Raw genomic sequence first — 16766 nt, forward strand, 5'->3', positions numbered from 1 at the left:
GCGCCCCCGTGGTCGTCACCCGTCGAGCGCGGCCGGACCCCGGGTCACGAGGATCGCGAACTGCGCCGCGTCGATGACCCGGACGCCGAGATCCTCCGCCTTCGCGAGCTTGGATCCTGCACCGGGACCCGCCGCGACGAAGTCCGTCTTCTTCGAGACGCTCGACGCCGCCTTGCCCCCTGCGGCGATGATAGCCTCCTGCGCGCCCTCGCGCGTGAAGCCATCGAGCGAGCCGGTGGCCACGACGGTGAGGCCTGCGAGCACGCCGCCGGCCTCCTCGGCCCGGCCCGGACCCGGATGGCCGGGGGTCGCGAACTCCACGCCGGCGGCACTCCAGCGATCGATGATCTCGAGGTGCCAGTCGACGTCGAACCAGTCGAGCAGCGAGTCGGCGATGATGCCGCCGACGCCCTCGACCTCGGCGAGCTCCTCCCGGCTCGCCGCGCGGACGGCGTCGAGCGAGCCGAAGTGGTCGGCCAGGGCGCGGGCCGCGACCGGTCCGACGTGGCGGATGTTGAGCGACACGAGCAGGCGCCAGAGGGGCTTGGTCCGCGCCTTGTCGAGCTCGGAGAGCAGCTTCGTCGCGGCCTCGGAGGGCAGCAGCTCGCGGTGGTCCTTGCGGATGCCCGCGGCGCGGCGCTCGGCCGCGGTCATGCCCTCGGCGCCGGGCGGGTAGGTCAGCCGCACCTTCTGGAACGGCGCGCGCCGGACCTCCTCGCCCGTGACCGGGTCGGTGCGCGGCTCGCCCGTCTCGGCGTCGCGGACGACGACCTCGATCGGGACGAGCTGCTCGAGCGTGAGGTCGAAGAGACCGGCCTCGGTGACGAGCGGCGGGGTCTCGGGGACGACGGGCTGGGTGAGCGCGGCGGCCGTCACCTCGCCGAGCGCCTCGATGTCGAGCGCGCCGCGCGACCCGATGTGCTCGACGCGTCCGCGCACCTGCGCCGGGCAGCTGCGCGCGTTCGGGCAGCGCAGGTCGATATCGCCCTCCTTCGCCGGCCGCAGCTCGGTGCCGCACTCCGGGCAGGTCTCGGGCATGTGCCACTCGCGCTCGCTGCCGTCGCGCAGTTCCTCGACGGCGCCGAGCACCTCGGGGATGACGTCGCCGGCCTTGCGCAGCACGACCGTGTCGCCGATGAGCACGCCCTTGGCCTTGACGACCTCCTGGTTGTGCAGCGTCGCCTGCTCGACCGTGCTGCCCTGCACCTTCACGGGCGCCATGACGGCGTACGGCGTGACGCGACCCGTGCGGCCGACGCCGACGCGGATGTCGAGGAGCGTGGTGTGCACCTCCTCGGGCGGGTACTTGTACGCGATCGCCCACCGCGGCGCCCGGCTCGTCGCCCCGAGCTCGTCGTGCAGCGCGAGCTCGTCGACCTTGACCACGATGCCGTCGATCTCGTGCTCGACGTCGTGTCGGTGCTCGCCGCGATCGGCGATGAACGCGGTGACCTCGTCGATGGTGTCGAAGACCCGCGAGTGCGGCGAGACCGGCAGCCCCCACCCGGCGAGGAGGCCGTAGATCTCGGACTGGCTGGATACCGGCGGGTGCTCCCACGCGCCGATGCCGTGCAGGTAGAGCGCGAGCCGGCCGAGCCGGTCCTTCATGAGCTCGAGCTGCAGCGCCGTCTTGTGCTCGCGCCGTTGGCGCAGGCTGCCGGCGGCCGTGTTGCGCGCGTTCGCGAACTCCGGGAACCGGGTCGGGATCGACTCCTCGGACCGGCCCTTGGCGCGCTGCTCGGCGGCGAACTCGGCCTGCAGCTCGTGCTGCCGCTCGTTGAGGGCCTCGAAGTCCTCCGATCGGAGGAACACCTCGCCGCGCACCTCGAAGAACGATGGGAAGCCCTCGCCGCCGAGCCGGCGCGGGATCGCCGGGATGAACTCGACGTTCTCGGTGATGTCCTCGCCGACGCGGCCGTCGCCACGGGTGGTCGCGGTCTCGAGCACGCCGTCGCGGTACGCGAGGCTGATCGCGAGGCCGTCGATCTTGAGCTCCGACAGCCACCGCACGGGTCGGCCGGCGGCCGCCTGCGCCTTCGCCGCCCACTCCGCGAACTCCTCGAGGCTGAACACGTTGTCGAGGCTCAGCATGCGCTCGGCGTGCTCGTGCGGCGGGAAGCCGGCCGACACCAGCGCGGCGCCCACCTGCTGGGTCGGGCTGTCCTGGCCTGCGAGTTCCGGGAAGGCCTGTTCGAGCGCCTCGAGCCTCCGGAAGTCGGTGTCGTACTCGGCGTCGCTGACGAGGCTCACGCCCTCCGAGTAGTACGTCGTGCGGAAGCGCTCGATGCGCTCGCGGAGCGCGTCGTACTCGATTCGGGCGTCGTCGAACTCGGTGGGGATGTCGCTCACGCAGTCATCCTAGGGACGACCGCCGACGTCGCGGGCGTGCGCGACCCGCGCACGCCCGCGTCCGTCGACCGCGGCGTCAGGCGCCGAAGCCGACCGCGTCGACCTTGCGGTGGTAGCGGGTGCCCGCCTTGCCGCCCAGGATCGCGCCGCCGAGCGTGACGAGCACGAGGAGGATCACCGTGATGATCCCCGCGAGCGTGAGCTCGCCCTCGGTGACCGGGATCCGCGGGAATGCGTTGAGGTTCGCGAGCAGGTCGTAGCGTCCGCCCGCGAGCGCGCCGATCGCCGCACCGACGATGGCCATCACGATGGCCCACAGCCACACCGCGACGCCCTGCTTGACGCCGTTGAAGCGCGCCATGCGGCCGGCGACGTAGCCGCCGGCGTAGTAGGCGACGAAGAGCGCGACGAGCAGGAGGATCGCGCCGAGGATGCCGATCGTCTGCGGGTCGCGGGCGACGGCCTCGTCGACCGCGTCGCCGACCGCACCGAGCCCGAGTGCCGCGCCGGTGGCCGCGAGCAGTGCGGTCAGCAGCGCGCCGAGGCCGACGGCGGTGAGCCAGCCGAGGAACGCCGCGCCGAACTTCCACCCGCCGAAGCGGTCGCGCTCGCGGTCGATCACCGCCGCACGCACGGCGGGGTCGGTCGCGGGGCGGTCGACCGCGCGCTCGCGGTCGTCGGGCTCGCCGTCGTCGTCGGGGTCGACCGGGCGTTCCCGGCGGTCGACGCCGTCGCGATCTGCGTCGACGGCGCGCTCCCGGTCGTCGGGGATGCCGTCGCCGTCGCGGTCGCGTACGACGTCGTCGCGGGTCGCCGTGCGCTCGTCGCGTGCGGCGACGGGGTCGTCCGTCGAGGCGGTCGTCGGGCGACGGTTGGGATCGTGACCCGGGCGATCGGTGGAGGTGCTCATGGTGTGTCCCCTCTCATCGTCGCGCCGCCGGCGACCTCCGCCGCGGCGCGACCCCGACCATACACACCGGGGCGCCTCGGTCCGGAGGCCTTGACAAGCGGCGCGCGAGCGCACTCGCAGCGGTCAGCGAACGTCCAGCGCGCATTCAGACGCCGACGTGATCGCGTCGGCGCACCATCCGGACTGCTCGGGCCGTCCGCCCCTACCCCTCCGTCCCGACGCGGTCGACGCGACGGTGGTAGCGGACGCCGACGACGCCGCCCAGCACCGCGCCGCCCAATGCCACGACGGCGACGGCGACCGCGGCGACGATGCCCGCGAGCACGAGGGAGCCGTCGGGCACGGGGAGTGTCGGAAGGGCCCCGGCGGCCGCCGCCAGGCCGTACCGGCCGTCCAGCAGCACCGCGGCGACGCCTGCGGCGACCAGGAGCACGATCGCCCACACCCACACGGCCAGCCCCTGCGCGATGCCGCTGAAGCGCGCCATCCGGCCCGCCACGTAGCCGCCGCAGTACGCGGCGACGAGCACGAACGCGAGCAGGAGGCCGACGACGACCCAGCCGACCGCGACCGCGTCGAGCGGGCCGATGCCGCCCGAGGCCCACGGATCCGGGATCACCCCCAGGCCCAGTGCGGCGTCCGCGACGACGAGGGCCGCGATGAGCAGCGTCCCCGTCGCCGCGGCGAGCAGCACGCCGAAGAAGGCCGCGCCGACCTTCGGGCCGCCGAACGCCTCGTGCTGGCGCTCGGCGATGTCCTCGAGGGTGAGGGGCGGCGGATCGACGCGCTCGTCGCGGGCGTCGGGGCCGGGATCGATGACGAGCGTCGATCGAGTCTGAGGTGCCGGGTCGAGGTTCCGGAAGGGGTCTGCGGTCTGGCCATCCGGGTCGGCGGGATACGTCGAGTAGGTCACGGGAACTCCTCACGCGGCGTCGCCCGGGGACGCGACGCCGCCTCTGCGACCTTACGCGATCCGACCCCCGAATGGGGTACAGAAGAGGATCAGGCCTCGACGGGGACGGCGCTGACCGTGCGGTCGATCGTGCACTGCCCGAGCACGCGCGTGCCGACGTAGACGACCGCGGTCTGGCCCGGAGCCACGCCGGCCAGGGGCGACTCCGGCGTGATCACGAGCTCGGCGGGCCCCGAGGCATCCGTCGCCACCCGCGCGACCGCGGGCACGGGGTCGGCGTGCGCCCGGATCTGCACCTCGCACGCGAACGGCTCCCCCTCGGCCCCGACGATGTCCGAGGCGACCGGGTCGGCGCCCGCCCACGAGAAGCGCGCACCCGCGATCTCGGCGACCGCGAGCGCCTCCTTCGGTCCGACGACGACCGTGCGCTCCTTCGGCCGCACCTCGAGCACGAACCGGGGCTTCCCGTCGGGTGCCGGGGTGCCGAGGCGGAGGCCCCGGCGCTGGCCGACGGTGTACGCGTGCGCGCCCTCGTGCTCGCCGACGACGGCGCCCGAGCGGTCGACGATGTCGCCGGGCGCGGTGCCGACCTTCTCGGCCAGCCAGCCCTTGGTGTCGCCGTCGGAGATGAAGCAGATGTCGTAGGAGTCGGGCTTCTGCGCGACCGACAGGCCGCGCCGCGCGGCCTCCTCGCGCACGAGCTGCTTCGACGGCGTGTCGCCGAGCGGGAAGTGGGCGTGCGCGAGCTGCTCGGCCGTGAGCACGCCGAGCACGTAGCTCTGGTCCTTCGCCTCCGCGCTCGCGCGGTGGAGCTCGCGGCGGCCCGCGGCATCCGTCACGACCTTCGCGTAGTGGCCCGTGCAGACGGCGTCGAAGCCGAGCGCGAGGGCCTTCTCGAGCAGCGCGGCGAACTTGATGCGCTCATTGCAGCGCATGCACGGGTTCGGGGTGCGGCCGGCCGAGTACTCGGCGATGAAGTCGTCGACGACGTCGGCCTTGAACCGCTCCGAGAAGTCCCACACGTAGTACGGGATGCCGAGCACGTTCGCGGCGCGCTGGGCGTCCATCGAGTCCTCGATCGTGCAGCAGCCGCGGCTGCCGGTGCGGAGGGTGCCGGGCATGCGGCTGAGTGCGAGGTGCACGCCGACCACGTCGTGGCCGGCCTCCACCGCGCGCGCCGCCGCGACGGCACTGTCGACGCCGCCGCTCATCGCTGCCAGGATCCGCATGCCCACCAGTCTACGAACCCGCCCCTGGACGCCGCCCGACCCCCGACAGCCCGCTCTTCTCAGGAGGCGGCGCGCCGAATGCGGCGTTGCTCAGGAAAACACGCCGCATGCGACGCCGACACGCCGGTTTCCTCCTGAGAAGGGCATGGCACCGGGAACGGTGCGGGGCGGGCGGATGCCGCGGAGCGGCGTCAGCGGTCGAAGCTCGTCGCGCGCCCGGCCATGCCGGCCAGCGCGGCGCGCTCGTAAGCGGACGGCAGCGCCGCGAGGAACGCGTCCACATCGGCGTCGGTGCTCGTGTGCCCGAGGGTGATGCGCAGCGCGCCGCGCGCCTCCGCCTCCGAGCGGCCCATCGCGAGCAGCACGTGCGACGGCTCCGGCACGCCCGCCTGGCACGCCGAGCCGGTCGACACCGCGACGCCCGCCGCGTCGAGCAGGAACAGCAGCGAGTCGCCCTCGCAGCCCGGGAACGTGAAGTGCGCATTGCCCGGCAGGCGCCCCGCGGCATCCGGCTCGCCCGACAGCACGGCGTCGGGCACGGCCAGCGCCACACCCGCCACGATTCGGTCCCGCAGCGCGGCCGTGCGGGCGTCCTCCGCGGCGCGCCCCGCCGCCGTCGCACGCGCCGCCGCCGCGAAGCCGGCCGCAGCCGCCACGTCCTGCGTGCCCGAGCGGATGCGACGCTGCTGGCCGCCGCCGTGCAGCAGCGGCTCGAGCCGGGTGGAGCGGTCGAGCACGAGCGCGCCGATGCCCACGGGCCCGCCGACCTTGTGCGCCGACACGCTGATCGCGACGAGTCCGCCGCCGGGCGGGGCGGCCGTCTCGCGGCGGACGGCGTGCAGGTCGATCGGCAGGTGCCCGTACGCGGCGATCGCGTCCACGTGCAGGGGCACGCCCGCCCGCGCGCACAGCTCGGCGACCTCGGCGACGGGCTCGATCGTGCCGACCTCGTTGTTCGCCTGCAGCATGGTCACGAGCGCGACGGACGCCGCGTCCCGCTCCAGCTCGGCGGCGAGGACGTCGACGCGGACGCGCCCCACCGCGTCGAGCGGAATCTCGACGAGCTCGGCGCCGGCGGTCGCCACGAGCCACTCGACCGTGTCGAGCGTGGCATGGTGCTCGCCGCCGGGCATCAGGATGCGGTGGGCGCCCGACTCGGCGTGCCGTCGCCAGAAGAGGCCCTTCACGGCGAGGTTCACCGCCTCGGTGCCACCGCCGGTGAAGACCACCTCGATCGGGTCGGCGCCCAGCGTGGCGGCGACCTGCTCGCGCGACTCCTCGAGCATCCGCTTGGCCGCCTGACCGGAACCGTGGATCGACGCCGGGTTGCCGACCACGCGGAGCGCGGCCGTCATCGCGTCGATCGCCTCGGGCCGCATGGGCGTCGTGGCCGCGTGGTCGAGGTAGACGGGGTCGCGGCCGGGCATCGAGCACCTCCTGACCGGGAACCGGTTCCCCACGAACTACTGTAGTTCGCATGTCCTCGGCCGATCCGCTCCACGACCTCGGCGTGCGCACCGGACCGGACGGCGGCACGATCCGCGTCTGGTCGGCGCACGCCACCTCGGTGGAGCTCGTCGTGTTCGACGCCGAGGACCTCGACTGGGCGGTCGAACGCGTGGCGCTGGAGCGCGACGCGCACGGCGTCTGGCAGGCGTCCTCCCGAGCCCTCGTCGCCGGCGCGCGGTACGGGATCCGGGTCGACGGACCGGCGGGCCTCGAGCACGCGTTCAACCCCGTGCACACCCTGCTGGACCCCTGGGCGCGCGGACTCCATGCGGCCGACGACGGCTCGTGGCGCGGGGTCGTGCTCGACTCGCTCGAGTCGGAGGGCTTCGACTGGGGCGGGGTCGGCGCCCCGCGCGTGCCGCTCGACCACACGGTCGTCTACGAGGCGCACCTCAAGGGCTTCAGCCGGCTGAACGAGCGGATCCCGGAAGCGCTGCGCGGCACGTACGCGGGTCTCGCCCACGACGCGTCGCTGGAGTACCTGACCTCGCTCGGCGTCACGACGGTCGAGCTCCTGCCGGTGCAGGCCTTCGTGCCCGAGGAGCGGCTCGTCCGGCAGGGCCAGGTCAACTACTGGGGCTACAACACGCTCGGCTTCTTCGCGCCGCACACGCCCTACGCGAGCCCGGCGGCGCAGGCCGCGGGTCCGTCCGCCGTGCGGCGCGAGTTCGCGGGCATGGTCAAGCGCCTCCACGAGGCCGGGCTCGAGGTGGTGCTCGACGTCGTCTACAACCACACGGCCGAGGAGGGCCGGCAGGGCCCGACCACGAGCTTCCGCGGCATCGACGACGCCGCGTACTACCGGCACGACGTGCACGGCCGCTACGTCGACACGACCGGCTGCGGCAACACGCTGGACTTCGGGCAGGATGCCGCGGTGCGGCTCGTGCTCGACTCGATGCGGTACTGGGCCGGCGAGCTGCAGGTCGACGGCTTCCGCCTCGACCTCGCCGCGACGCTCGGACGCGACGAGCACGGCGCCTACTCCCCCGACCACCCGCTGCCGCGCGGCATGCTCGAGGACCCCGTGATCGGCGCGGGCAAGCTCATCGCCGAGCCGTGGGACGTCGGCCCGTTCGGCTGGCAGACCGGGAACTTCGCCCCCGGCTTCAGCGAGTGGAACGACCGCTACCGCGACCGCATGCGCGACTTCTGGCTCGGCGACCTGCGCCGCGAACGCCACGGCGAGCACGGCAGCGGCATCGGCCGGTTCGCGACGCGACTGGCGGGCTCGTCGAACACGTTCGCCGCCGAGCGCGGCCCGCTCGCGAGCCTCAACTTCATCACCGCGCACGACGGGTTCACGCTCGCCGACCTCACCGCCTACGACGTCAAGCACAACCTCGGCAACGGCGAGCACAACCGCGACGGCGCCGACCACAACAACTCGTACAACCACGGCGTGGAGGGCCCCACCGACGACCGGGAGGTGGTGGCGGCGCGGCGCCGCAGCATCCGCAACCTGCTCGGCACGCTGCTGCTCTCGGCCGGCGTGCCCATGCTGACGGCGGGCGACGAGTACGGCCGCAGCCAGCGCGGCAACAACAACGCGTACTGCCACGACTCCGAGCTGACCTGGCTGGCGTGGACCGGCGACGAGCGCGACGCGGCGCTCGAGGCGACGACGAGGCACCTGCTGCGCCTGCGGCGCGAGAACCCGGCGCTGCGGCCCGTGCACTACGGGCGCTTCGGCGAGCACGTGCCGAGCGCCTCGCAGATGGACTGGTACAACGCCGACGGCGAGACGATGACGATCGAGCACTGGCACGACCCCGCCCAGCGCACCCTGCAGTTCCTCGCGGCGTCGACCCCCGAATTCGAGGCCTTCAACCGGATCCTGCTCGTCGTCCACGCGTCCGAGACGGTCGCCGAGGTCCTGCTGCCGGAGCACCCGGGCGTCGAGGACTACGAGCTGCTCTGGGACTCGGCCGCGGAGGGCCCGGCCGACGGGCTCGGCGCCCGGCTCGCGCCCGGCAGCACGATGGCCATGTCGCCGCAGTCCATGCGGCTCTACCGCGCGCACGGCGATCCGGCGCCGGTGCTCGTCGACGCCGCGGCCGGATCGGTCGGTGCGGGCGCCGACGCGGCGGACGTGGCCGAGGACGGCCGGCGCGCACCCGGAGCCCCCGAGGTCGATGCGAGCGTGGTCGACCCGGACGTGGTCGCCGCCCCCCGACCCGACGCGCGTTCGGGCGACGCCTGATGGCCAGGCGGGCGGACGCCTCGGCCGGAACGCCGGCGACGCTCGCGCTCGCCAGGGCCGGCATCCGCTTCACCGCCCATCCCTACGCGCACGACCCGCGCGCCGCGGCCTTCGGGCTCGAAGCCGCCGAGAAGCTCGGCATCGAGCCCGAACGCGTCTTCAAGACGCTGCTGGCGACCGTCGACGGCGCCCTCGCCGTCGGCATCGTGCCGGTCGCCGACCAGCTCGACCTCAAGGCGCTCGCCGCCGCGCTCGGCGGCAAGCGCGCCGAGATGGCCGACCCGGCGGTCGCGGAGCGGAAGACGGGGTACGTGGTCGGCGGGATCAGTCCGGTCGGGCAGAAGGTCGCCCTCCCGACCGTGCTCGACGAGACCGCGATCCTGTTCGAGACGATCCTCGTGTCGGGCGGGCGCCGCGGCCTCGACCTCGAGCTCGCGCCGGACGACCTGCTCGCCGTCACCTCCGGTCGCTACGCCCCGATCGCCCGAGCCCGCTGATGGCGTTCATCGTCGCGTTCCTCGAGTGGAGTGCGGCCGTCGGCGTCGCGCTGTGCGTCCCGCTCCTCGTCCGTGCCTGGCGTGCCGAGGTGCTGCGCGGCGACGATCCGCAGTTCCGCCCCACCGGCGTCTTCCCGAGGCTCGTCCGGGCGCTCCGAGGATCGCGCGACCGGTCCGAGGAGGCCTGACGCCGCGGCCGTCGGCCGACGGCCGGTCGGCGATGTGGGCGCGGCGTCAGTCGGCGACGGCCACCAGCCCGAGCTCGGCCGGCGACACCAGCAGCGGATGCCGCGGCACGACGCGCACGGTGTAGCCGAACGCGCCCGCCCGATCGAGCCGGATCGTGCCCGTGTACACGCAGGTCGCGGCATCCGTGGTCGAGGCGCCGTCCGGGTCGAGCCGCGCGATGCGGGCGTCCTGGATCCGGTCGTCGCCGTGCGTGTGGCCGGAGACGACCTCGACGGCGACGTCGTCCTCGTGCAGCGCGCCCAGCGCGACGTGCGCACGGAGGTGGAGCTCGTCGCCGACGTGGGGCGTCGACTCGAGGCCGCCGGACTCGACGTGCACGACCTGCACCCCGGGCCAGGCGTCGCGCACGCGAGCGGTCCACGCCGCGAGCTCCCGGGCGGGCTCGGCGCCGTCGGCGCCGACGCGGGCCGCCTGCTCGGCCGCGGGCCGGTACATCTCCTCGACGTACTGGCGGACCATGCGGTCGGCGCCGAGCTCCGGCGAGAGGTGCGCGAGCGTGCGCCGCACGCGCGACATCCACTCGGTCGGCACCCCGTCGCGATCGCGGTCGTAGAAGAGTCGCGTGATGCGGTGCTCGATGAGGTCGTACAGCGCCGCGGCCTCGAGCCGGTCGCGCGCGGCCTGGTCGTCCGCGGCATCCGCCGTCGGGATCACCCAGCCGTGGTCGTCGGCGGCGTACTCCGCCCACCACCCGTCGAGGATCGACAGGTTCAGCGCGCCGTTCATGGCCGCCTTCATGCCGGACGTGCCGCACGCCTCGAGAGGGCGCAGCGGGTTGTTCATCCACACGTCGCAGCCCGGGTACAGCCGCTGGGCCATGCCGATGTCGTAGTCGGGCAGGAACACGATCCGCTCGCGCAGGTCCGGCCGCTGCGCGAACTGCACCAGCCGCTGGATGAGCCGCTTGCCCTCGTCGTCGGCCGGGTGCGCCTTGCCCGCCACGACGAACTGGACCGGCCGGTCCGGATTCGTGAGGATCGCGGCGAACCGGTCCGGGTCCTGCAGCATCAGCGTGAGCCGCTTGTACGTCGGCACGCGCCGAGCGAACCCGATCGTCAGCACGTCGGGATCGAGCACGCGGCGCAGCCAGTCGGGGGCCACGGCGCCGCCGTGCTGGGCCGACCACGCCGCGGACAGCCGGCGACGCGCGTCCTCGACGAGCTGGAGCCGCATGCCCCGCTTCACGCCCCAGAGCTCGGCGTCGCTCACCGCCGCGCTCAGCCAGTCGGCGTGCTCGGTGTCGCCGGTGCCGAGCCGTTCCTCGGCGAGCGCGAGCAGTGCCGGATCCGTCCAGGTCGGGGCGTGCACGCCGTTGGTGACCGAGGTGATCGGCACGTCGTCGGCGTCGAACCCCGGCCAGAGGTCGTTGAACATGCGTCGGCTCACCTCGCCGTGCAGCTTCGAGACGCCGTTGGCGTGCTGCGCGAGGCGCAGGCCCATCATGGCCATGTTGAACGCGCTGTCCTCCGGGGGCACGCCGGGCTCGAGCCCGAGCGGCAGCGCGTCGGCGGGGTCGATGCCGGGCAGCAGCCCGGACTCGAGGTAGGTCGCGACGAGCCCGCGGTCGAAGCGGTCGATGCCGGCGGGCACGGGGGTGTGGGTGGTGAACACCGTGCCGGCGCGCACGAGCTGCAGCGCCTCGGCGAACGAGAGGCCGTCGCCGATGCAGGCCGAGATGCGCTCGAGCCCGAGGAACCCGGCGTGGCCCTCGTTCATGTGGAACACGTCCGGGAAGTGCCGCCCCGTCAGCTCGCTCCACGCGCGCAGCGCGCGGACGCCGCCGATGCCCAGCAGGAGCTCCTGCTGCAGGCGGTGCTCTCCCCCGCCGCCGTAGAGCCGGTCGGTGACATGGCGCAGGTCGTCGTCGTTGGCCGGGATGTCGGTGTCGAGCAGCAGCAGCGGCACGCGGCCGACCGCGGCCTGCCAGACCCGCGCGTGCATGCTGCGCCCGCCCGGCACGGCGAGGGTCACCTGGACGGGCGTGCCGTCGGCGCGCCGCAGCACCGACAGCGGCAGGCCGTCGGGGTCGAGCGCCGGGTAGCGCTCCTGCTGCCAGCCGTCGGGTGCGATCGACTGCGAGAAGTAGCCGGCCTTGTAGAACAGGCCGACCGCGACGAGCGGGACGCCGAGGTCGGAGGCCGCCTTGAGGTGGTCGCCCGCGAGGATCCCGAGGCCGCCTGAGTACTGCGGCAGCGCCTCGGTGATGCCGAACTCGGGCGAGAAGTACGCGATCGTCCGCGGGGCCTCGATGCCCTGGGCCTCGTACCACCGCGGCTCGGCGACGTAGGCGCGCAGCGACTCCCGCTCCCGCTCGGCCCATGCGACGAAGCCGTCGTCGGCGGCGAGCTCGTCCAGCCGCCGCGGGTCGACGTCGCCGAGGAACGACACCGGGTCGCGGCCGGATCGGTTCCAGCCGACGGGGTCGATGTGCTCGAACAGCCGGCGGGTCGGCTCGTGCCACGACCAGCGCAGGTTCGCGGCGAGCTCCTCGAGCGCGCCCAGCTGCGGGGGGACGACGGCGCGGACGGTGAACTTGCGGATGGGCTTCACGGGGTCAACCCTACGCAGCACCGTGTGTCCGGAAGATGAACGCCGGTCGGGACCGACGTCGCGCCGCGACCCGCTCGCAACCGGTGCCGTTCGGCAGCCATCCGCGCTACGGTCGGAACGTGACCAGCCGACCCGTTCGTGCCGGCCGGATCCCAGTGACCCGGCTCACGCCAGCTCTGCCCGATCCCCGTTGGAATCCGAAGGCGTTCAGCGGGGAGGTGGTCCCGTTCCGCGCCACGGTGTTCCGCGAGGGGCACGACCTGGTGGGAGCGATGCTGGTGCTCACGAGCCCGTCGGGCGTGCGCCAGCGGCACCGGATGCGGCCGCTCGCCGCCGGCACGGACCGCTGGGAGGCGCAGGTCCGACTGGACGAGGTCGGCACGTGGCGCTGGCGCGTCACCGGGTTCGGAGACGAGATCGCCACCTGGGTGCACGACGCCGAGCTGAAGATCGACGCGGGCGTCGACGTCGAGCTCATGTACGAGATCGGGGCCCGGCTCGCCGATCGCGCCGCGAAGGAGGCGGGACGCCCGGCCGCGGTGCGCAAGCGCCTGCGTGCGTACGCGACCGCGCTCCGCGACGCGGACGCCGCAGCCGCCGACCGACGCGCCCTCCTCGAGGACCCGGTGCTCGAGGAGTTCCACGTCCGCCCGCTGGCGCGCCTGACGACGGACTCCGAGGAGCAGGAGCTCCTCGTGGAGCGTCGACGCGCGGGCGTGGGCTCCTGGTACGAGTTCTTCCCTCGGTCGGAGGGCGCCCGCAGGTTGAAGAAGGACGGCTCGTGGAAGTCGGGCACGTTCCGCACCGCGCAACGCCGGCTCGACGGGGTCGCGGCGATGGGCTTCGACGTCGTCTACCTGCCGCCCATCCACCCGATCGGGTTCGCCTACCGGAAGGGCCCGAACAACACGCTCGAGCCCGGCCCGTTCGACCCCGGCTCGCCCTGGGCGATCGGCGCCGCATCCGGCGGGCACGACGCGGTCCACCCCGACCTCGGGTCCGTCGCGGACTTCCGCGCGTTCGTGCGCCGCGCCGCCGCGCTGGGCATCGAGATCGCCCTCGACCTCGCCCTGCAGGCCTCGCCCGACCACCCGTGGGTCGCGGAGCACCCGGAGTGGTTCACGGTGCTGCCCGACGGGACCATCGCCTACGCCGAGAACCCGCCGAAGAAGTACCAGGACATCTATCCCGTGAACTTCGACGAGGACTTCGAGGGACTCGTCGACGAGGTCACCCGGATCGTCCGGTACTGGATGAAGCAGGGCGTCCGGATCTTCCGCGTCGACAACCCGCACACCAAGCCGCTGATGTTCTGGGAGCGGCTCATCGGCGACATCAACGCGACCGACCCCGACGTCGTCTTCCTCGCCGAGGCGTTCACGCGCCCGGCGATGATGCAGGCCCTCGCGATGGTCGGGTTCCAGCAGTCGTACTCGTACTTCACCTGGCGCAACACCAAGGAGGAGCTCGAGGAGTTCCTGACCAGCGTCTCGCAGGAGACGGCCGACTTCATGCGGCCGAACCTCTTCGTGAACACCCCGGACATCCTCACCGAGTACCTGCAGTTCGGCGGACCGGCGGCGTTCACGGTGCGGGCGACGATCGCCGCCACCGCGGCCCCGACGTGGGGCGTGTACTCCGGGTTCGAGCTGTTCGAGTCGGTCGCCCGCCCGGGCGCCGAGGAGGCCATCGACAACGAGAAGTACGAGTACAGGCCTCGCGACTTCGCCGCCGCGGAGGCGGAGGGCGCGTCGCTCTCGCTCTACCTCGGGATCCTCAACCGCATCCGCAACGACCACCCGGCACTCCAGCAGCTGCGCAACATCCGCTTCCACTACAGCGAGGACGACTCGGTGCTCGTCTACTCGAAGCACCTCGAGGGCCGGTTCATCGAGGGCCACGGTCCCGACGAGCACGACACGATCATCGTCGTCGCCAACGTCGACCCGCACTCCGTGCGGGAGACGACCGTGCACCTCGACCTCGGCGCGATCGACCTGCCCGGCGAGGGCACGTTCGGCGTCGAGGACCTCGTGACCGGCGAGCGCTGGGAATGGGGCGAGCACAACTACGTCCGACTGGATGCCTTCACGCAGCCGGTGCACATCCTCCGAGTGATTCGAGGCGCCGAATGACCGACACGACCCCCGTCCAGGCCCCGTCCGTGCCCGACGAACTGCTGCGCGCGGTCGCGGAGGGCCGATACCACGATCCGCACCAGGTGCTCGGGCAGCACGGTTTCGAGGCGCCCGGCGAGGGCGGCGCGCACACCGTCATCCGGGTGCGGCGCCCGCTCGCGGCATCCGTGGTCGCGATGCTCGACGACGGCACCGAACTCCCGCTGGGACACGTCGGCCACGGCGTCTGGGCCGGCGCCGGCGCGTTCGGACCGACGGGCTACCGCGTGCGCGCACGCTACGACGACGGCACGGAGTGGACCGCCGACGACCCGTACCGGTACGCGCCGACGATCGGCGAGCTCGACCTGCACCTCATCGAGGAGGGCCGGCACGAGGAGCTCTGGCGCGTGCTCGGCGCGCATCACCGCGAGTTCCCGTCGGTCACGGGCCCGCTGCGCGGCGTCTCGTTCACGGTGTGGGCGCCTCGGGCGCGCGCCGTGCGCGTCGTCGGCGACTTCAACCGCTGGGACGGCGTTGGCCACGCCATGCGCAACATGGGCTCCAGCGGCATCTGGGAGCTGTTCGTGCCCGAAGTCGAGCCGGGTTCGTCGTACAAGTTCGAGCTGCTCGCACCCTCCGGCGAGTGGCTGATGAAGGCCGACCCGATGGCCCGGCGCGCCGAGGTCGCGCCGGCGACCGCGTCGGTCGTCGAGGCGAGCCACCACGACTGGGCCGACGGCGAGTGGATGTCGCAGCGCGGGCACCGCAACCCGCACGAGCTGCCCATGAGCATCTACGAGCTGCACCTCGGATCGTGGCGGCCGGGCAAGGGCTACCGCGACATCGCCGACGAGCTCATCGAGTACGTCCAGTGGCTCGGCTACACGCACATCGAGTTCCTGCCGCTCGCCGAGCACCCGTTCGGCGGGTCCTGGGGGTACCAGGTCACCGGCTACTACGCGATCACGAGCCGCTTCGGCTCGCCGGACGACCTGAAGTACCTGATCGACCGACTGCACCAGGCGGGCATCGGCGTGATCATGGACTGGGTGCCCGGGCACTTCCCCAAGGACGAGTGGGCGCTCGCCCGGTTCGACGGCGAGCCGTTGTACGAGCACCCCGACCCCCGCCGCGGCGAGCAGAAGGACTGGGGCACGCTCGTCTTCGACTACGGCAACCCGCGCGTGCGGAACTTCCTCGTCGCGAACGCGCTGTTCTGGCTGGAGGAGATGCACGTCGACGGCCTGCGCGTCGACGCCGTGGCCTCCATGCTCTACCTCGACTACTCGCGCGAGGAGGGCGAGTGGCTGCCCAACTGGTACGGCGGGCGCGAGCACCTCGAGGCGATCGGCTTCCTGCAGGAGGCCACCGCGACGGCGTACAAGCGCAATCCGGGCATCGTCATGATCGCCGAGGAGTCGACGAGCTGGCCGGGCGTGACCGCGCCGACGAGTTCGGGCGGGCTCGGGTTCGGCTACAAGTGGAACATGGGGTGGATGCACGACACGCTCCAGTACCTGCACCGCGACCCGATGTACCGCTCGTACCACCACGGGGAACTGACGTTCTCGTTCCTGTACGCCTTCAGCGAGCACTTCATCCTGCCGATCAGCCACGACGAGGTCGTGCACGGCAAGGGCTCGCTGGTGCGCAAGATGCCCGGCGACCACTGGCAGCAGCTCGCGAACACGCGCGCGTACCTGGCCTACATGTGGGCCCACCCCGGCAAGCAGCTGCTCTTCATGGGCCAGGAGTTCGGGCAGCTCTCCGAATGGAGCGAGGAGCGCGGCCTGGACTGGTGGATCCTCGACCAGCCGAGCCACCGCCAGCTCGCCGAGCTGGTGGGCCGGCTGAACCGCGCGTACGCGAGCACGCCGGCGCTGTGGCAGCTCGACGACGACTCCGCGGGCTTCGACTGGGTGGAGGGCGGCGCGTCCGACCTCAACGCGCTCGCCTTCCTCCGCTACGACCGCGAGCGCCGCCCTCTGCTGTGCATCGTGAACTTCGCGGGCCAGCCGCACGAGAACGTGCGGCTCGGCCTGCCGTTCGCCGGCCGCTGGCGCGAGGTGCTCAACACGGATGCCTCGGAGTACGGCGGCTCGGGCGTCGGCAACCTGGGCGGGGTCGACGCCACCGAGGAGCCGTGGGGCGGCAAGCCCGCGTCGGCGGTGTTCACGCTGCCGCCGCTCGGCGCGCTCTGGTTCCAACCGGAGTAGTCCCCGAGGGATACGGCGCAG

At 73.2% G+C, this 16766-nt stretch carries 11 protein-coding genes; 5 read left to right on the forward strand and 6 right to left on the reverse strand.

What is annotated here, in order from left to right; translation table 11 throughout:
* Positions 1-15: 15 nt before the first annotated feature.
* From ligA to ABD230_RS02660, 5 genes are all read right to left on the reverse strand, one after another.
* Positions 16-2349 carry an NAD-dependent DNA ligase LigA gene (gene ligA / locus ABD230_RS02640; RefSeq protein WP_344369236.1) on the reverse strand — a complete coding sequence of 778 codons (2334 nt, stop codon included), beginning with the start codon at positions 2347-2349 and terminating at the stop codon, positions 16-18.
* Positions 2350-2425: 76 nt separating this feature from the next.
* Positions 2426-3259, reverse strand: coding sequence for a hypothetical protein (locus tag ABD230_RS02645; protein ID WP_344369237.1), 834 nt, complete (start codon positions 3257-3259; stop codon positions 2426-2428).
* Between the two features lie 202 nt (positions 3260-3461).
* The gene (locus ABD230_RS02650) at positions 3462-4172 is read right to left on the reverse strand and encodes a hypothetical protein (protein WP_344369238.1); all 711 of its coding nucleotides are present in this window, start codon (positions 4170-4172) and stop codon (positions 3462-3464) included.
* Positions 4173-4261: 89 nt separating this feature from the next.
* Positions 4262-5401, reverse strand: a complete 1140-nt coding sequence (gene mnmA, locus ABD230_RS02655) for a tRNA 2-thiouridine(34) synthase MnmA (protein WP_344369240.1) — start codon at positions 5399-5401, stop codon at positions 4262-4264.
* Between the two features lie 191 nt (positions 5402-5592).
* Positions 5593-6828: a cysteine desulfurase family protein gene (locus tag ABD230_RS02660; protein WP_344369241.1), complete on the reverse strand. Its 1236-nt coding sequence runs from the start codon at positions 6826-6828 to the stop codon at positions 5593-5595.
* 50 nt (positions 6829-6878) lie between these two features.
* Between ABD230_RS02660 and glgX the strand changes: the two genes are divergently transcribed.
* Genes glgX through ABD230_RS02675 form a run of 3 tightly spaced genes read left to right on the forward strand, consistent with a single transcriptional unit; the run spans position 6879 to position 9798 of the window.
* Positions 6879-9113: a glycogen debranching protein GlgX gene (gene glgX, locus ABD230_RS02665; protein ID WP_344369242.1), complete on the forward strand. Its 2235-nt coding sequence runs from the start codon at positions 6879-6881 to the stop codon at positions 9111-9113.
* On the forward strand, positions 9113-9610 hold the full coding sequence (gene ybaK, locus ABD230_RS02670; protein WP_344369243.1) for a Cys-tRNA(Pro) deacylase: 498 nt from the start codon (positions 9113-9115) through the stop codon (positions 9608-9610). Before glgX ends, ybaK begins: the two co-directional genes overlap by 1 nt.
* Entirely contained in the window at positions 9610-9798 is a 189-nt protein-coding gene (locus tag ABD230_RS02675) for a hypothetical protein (RefSeq protein WP_344369244.1), read from the forward strand. Before ybaK ends, ABD230_RS02675 begins: the two co-directional genes overlap by 1 nt.
* A 46-nt stretch (positions 9799-9844) precedes the next feature.
* Here the strand turns inward: ABD230_RS02675 and glgP are convergent, their stop codons facing one another.
* Complete coding sequence (glgP, locus tag ABD230_RS02680) at positions 9845-12409, reverse strand: alpha-glucan family phosphorylase (protein WP_344369245.1); 2565 nt, start codon at positions 12407-12409, stop codon at positions 9845-9847.
* A 176-nt stretch (positions 12410-12585) separates the two neighbouring features.
* Here glgP and ABD230_RS02685 point away from each other — a divergent pair, with 176 nt between their 5' ends.
* The gene (locus ABD230_RS02685; RefSeq protein ID WP_425546189.1) at positions 12586-14544 is read left to right on the forward strand and encodes a maltotransferase domain-containing protein; all 1959 of its coding nucleotides are present in this window, start codon (positions 12586-12588) and stop codon (positions 14542-14544) included.
* Complete coding sequence (gene glgB, locus ABD230_RS02690) at positions 14541-16745, forward strand: 1,4-alpha-glucan branching protein GlgB (RefSeq protein ID WP_344369248.1); 2205 nt, start codon at positions 14541-14543, stop codon at positions 16743-16745. The genes ABD230_RS02685 and glgB overlap by 4 nt, the downstream gene beginning before the upstream one ends.
* The last annotated feature ends 21 nt before the right edge of the window (positions 16746-16766 follow it).

Source organism: Agromyces tropicus (genome assembly GCF_039531345.1).
Classification (GTDB): Bacteria; Actinomycetota; Actinomycetes; order Actinomycetales; family Microbacteriaceae; genus Agromyces; species Agromyces tropicus.

Coding starts and splice junctions, on each gene's coding strand:
- ABD230_RS02645 (WP_344369237.1), bottom strand. CDS start 3,259: ATGAGCACCTCCACCGATCGCCCGGGTCACGATCCCAACCGTCGCCCG.
- mnmA (WP_344369240.1), bottom strand. CDS start 5,401: ATGCGGATCCTGGCAGCGATGAGCGGCGGCGTCGACAGTGCCGTCGCG.
- ABD230_RS02660 (WP_344369241.1), bottom strand. CDS start 6,828: ATGCCCGGCCGCGACCCCGTCTACCTCGACCACGCGGCCACGACGCCC.
- glgX (WP_344369242.1), top strand. CDS start 6,879: ATGTCCTCGGCCGATCCGCTCCACGACCTCGGCGTGCGCACCGGACCG.
- ybaK (WP_344369243.1), top strand. CDS start 9,113: ATGGCCAGGCGGGCGGACGCCTCGGCCGGAACGCCGGCGACGCTCGCG.
- ABD230_RS02675 (WP_344369244.1), top strand. CDS start 9,610: ATGGCGTTCATCGTCGCGTTCCTCGAGTGGAGTGCGGCCGTCGGCGTC.
- glgB (WP_344369248.1), top strand. CDS start 14,541: ATGACCGACACGACCCCCGTCCAGGCCCCGTCCGTGCCCGACGAACTG.